The following is a 2,809-nucleotide window of genomic DNA, read 5'->3' on the forward strand; positions in this document are numbered from 1 at the left end:
TGCACCGAGGCATCTACGCCCACATCGCTGGCGTCGACCTGGTTCGTGATGGCGATGGCAGCTATTACGTGCTGGAAGACAACCTGCGCACGCCCAGCGGCGTGAGCTACATGCTCGAAGACCGCAAGATGATGATGCGCCTGTTCCCCGAGCTTTTCGCCGCCCAGCGCGTAGCGCCCATCGATCACTACCCGAACCTGCTGCTCGACACCCTCAAGAGTTCCAGCCCGCTGGACAACCCGACTGCCGTGGTCCTGACTCCAGGTCGGTTCAACAGCGCCTATTTCGAACATGCGTTCCTGGCTCGGGAAATGGGCGTGGAACTGGTGGAGGGCGCGGACCTGTTCGTGCGTGACGACCACGTCTATATGCGCACCACCGCCGGGCCCCAGCAGGTAGACGTGATCTACCGTCGGCTGGACGATGCCTACCTCGATCCGTTGTCCTTCAACCCCGACTCCATGCTCGGCGTGCCCGGGCTGATCGCGGTCTACCGTGCAGGCAATGTGGTGCTGGCAAACGCCGTCGGCACGGGCGTGGCGGATGACAAGTCGATCTACCCCTACGTCGACGAGATGATCCGTTTCTACCTGACCGAAGAGCCGATCCTGAAGAACGTGCCGACCTGGCAGTGCCGCAAGCCCCAGGACCTGTCCCATGTCCTGGCGAACCTGCCGGACCTGGTGGTCAAGGAAACCCAAGGGTCCGGTGGCTACGGCATGCTGGTCGGCCCGGCTGCCACCGCGGCGGAGATCGAAGATTTCCGCGCGCGCCTCAAGGCTCGACCGGAGGCCTACATCGCCCAGCCGACCCTGAGCCTGTCCACGTGCCCGACCTTTGTCGAAAGCGGCATCGCCCCGCGCCACATCGATCTGCGCCCCTTCGTGCTGTCCGGCAAGGAAACCCGCCTGGTGCCCGGTGGGTTGACCCGCGTGGCGCTGCGTGAAGGTTCGCTGGTGGTGAACTCGTCCCAGGGCGGCGGCACCAAAGACACTTGGGTAGTGGAGGACTAAGACATGCTTTCAAGAACTGCTTCGGACCTCTATTGGATGTCCCGCTACCTGGAGCGCGCCGAGAACCTGGCGCGCATGCTCGAAGTCAGCTATTCGCTGTCGCTGATGCCCCAGGCCGGGCGCGGCGACGGCCAGGCCGAGTTGGCGATGTCGCTGCTGGCGGCCGGTACGCTGGACGATTACAACGCCCGCTATGACGCGCTCAACACCGAGCGCATGCTGCATTTTTTCGCCTTGGATGAAACCAATCCCGGCAGCATCTATAGCTGCCTGCGGGCGGCGCGGACCAACGCCCATGCCGTGCGCGGACGCATCACCGCCGACATGTGGGAGAACATCAACGCCACCTGGCTGGAGATGCGCAACATCGCCAGCAATGGCCTGGGTCGCTACGGCATCAGTCATTTCTGCGAGTGGGTGAAGGAGCGCTCGCACCTGTTCCGTGGCGCGACGTCGGGCACGATCATGCGCAACGATGCCTACTGTTTCATTCGCCTGGGGACGTTCATCGAGCGCGCCGACAACACCTTGCGGCTGCTGGACGCACGCTACGAAATGTTCGGCGAGGAATCGGAGGAGGTCAGCGACAACTCCGCGCGCGGCTACTACCAATGGAGTGCCTTGCTGCGAGCGTTGTCGTCGTTCGAGGCGTTCAACGAGATCTACCGCAACGCGCCAAATGCCGAGCAGGTGTCGGAGATGTTGCTGCTGCGCGCCGACGTGCCGCGCTCGCTGCACGCCTGCATCGAGGAACTGGACCATATCCTCGCCAGCCTGCCGGGCAACAACGGCCGCCCGGCCCAACGTTTGGCAGCGGAGTTGAATGCGCGGCTGCGGTATTCCGGGATCGACGAGATCCTTGCGTCGGGCCTGCACCAGTGGTTGACCGAACTCATCGGCCAGATCCGTCATTTGGGCCAGACCGTCCACGAGTCCTATCTGGAGGTGGTATGAAACTGTCCATACGCCACGACACCACCTACAGCTACGCCGATGAAGTCTGCACCAGCATCCAGTTCCTGCGCCTGACGCCCCGGGACACCCCACGCCAGCGCATCCTGCAATGGCACCTGGAACTGCCGCGCCTGGTGCGTAGCCAGCTTGACCCCTATGGCAACATCCTCCACGTGATGACCATGGACGAGCCCCACGGCGCGCTGATATTGACGGCCTATGGCGAGGTGCAGATCAACCAGGCGGTGGAGATGGAGCCCGATGACCAGTCACCGCTGCCATTCCTGCGCACCAGCCGTCTGACCTTGGCGGATGAAAGTCTCAATGCCTTCGCTGTCGCGCAATGCGGAGCACGACGTGATCGAGGGGCGCTGAGCGACTTGATGAACGGCCTCGCCGACCGCATGCCCTACAGCCCCGGCGCAACGGCCGTCAGCAGCACGGCCGCCGAGGCGTTTGCCGGTGGCGCCGGGGTCTGCCAGGACCATGCCCATGCGTTCGTGGCTTGCGCCCGCAGCCTCGGCGTACCGGCGCGTTATGTGTCCGGCTACCTGTGCACTGAAGATGAAAACCATCTGGCAAGCCACGCCTGGGCCGAGGCCTGGCTGGAGGACGGTTGGTACAGCTTCGATGTGACCAATCGCTTGGTTCGTCCTGACCGCCATTTGAAGTTGGCGGTTGGCCTTGATTACCTCGACGCCTGTCCGGTACGTGGCATGCGCCGAGGTGGCGGGGCGGAGCAGATGCAGGCGCGGGTGCAGGTGAGTTCGATGGTGCAGGTGCAGCATCAGTAATTGGGCTATTGAAGCCCAAGGCCTCTTCGCGAGCAGGCTCGCTCCCAC

3 protein-coding genes are annotated in these 2,809 nt (G+C 63.7%); all 3 read left to right on the top strand.

All coding sequences use genetic code 11. From position 1 onward, the window contains the following. Nucleotides 1-1,013, top strand: a 1,013-nt coding sequence (locus OC610_RS24950; protein WP_264431686.1) for a circularly permuted type 2 ATP-grasp protein, incomplete at its 5' end; no start/stop codon positions are given. Nucleotides 1,014-1,016: 3 nt separating this feature from the next. After that, nucleotides 1,017-1,967: an alpha-E domain-containing protein gene (locus OC610_RS24955; protein ID WP_030142556.1), complete on the top strand. Its 951-nt coding sequence runs from the start codon at nucleotides 1,017-1,019 to the stop codon at nucleotides 1,965-1,967. After that, nucleotides 1,964-2,761 carry a transglutaminase family protein gene (locus OC610_RS24960; protein WP_264431687.1) on the top strand — a complete coding sequence of 266 codons (798 nt, stop codon included), beginning with the start codon at nucleotides 1,964-1,966 and terminating at the stop codon, nucleotides 2,759-2,761. Before OC610_RS24955 ends, OC610_RS24960 begins: the two co-directional genes overlap by 4 nt. The last annotated feature ends 48 nt before the right edge of the window (nucleotides 2,762-2,809 follow it).

It is taken from the genome of Pseudomonas agronomica (assembly GCF_025917275.1).
GTDB lineage: Bacteria > Pseudomonadota > Gammaproteobacteria > Pseudomonadales > Pseudomonadaceae > Aquipseudomonas > Aquipseudomonas agronomica.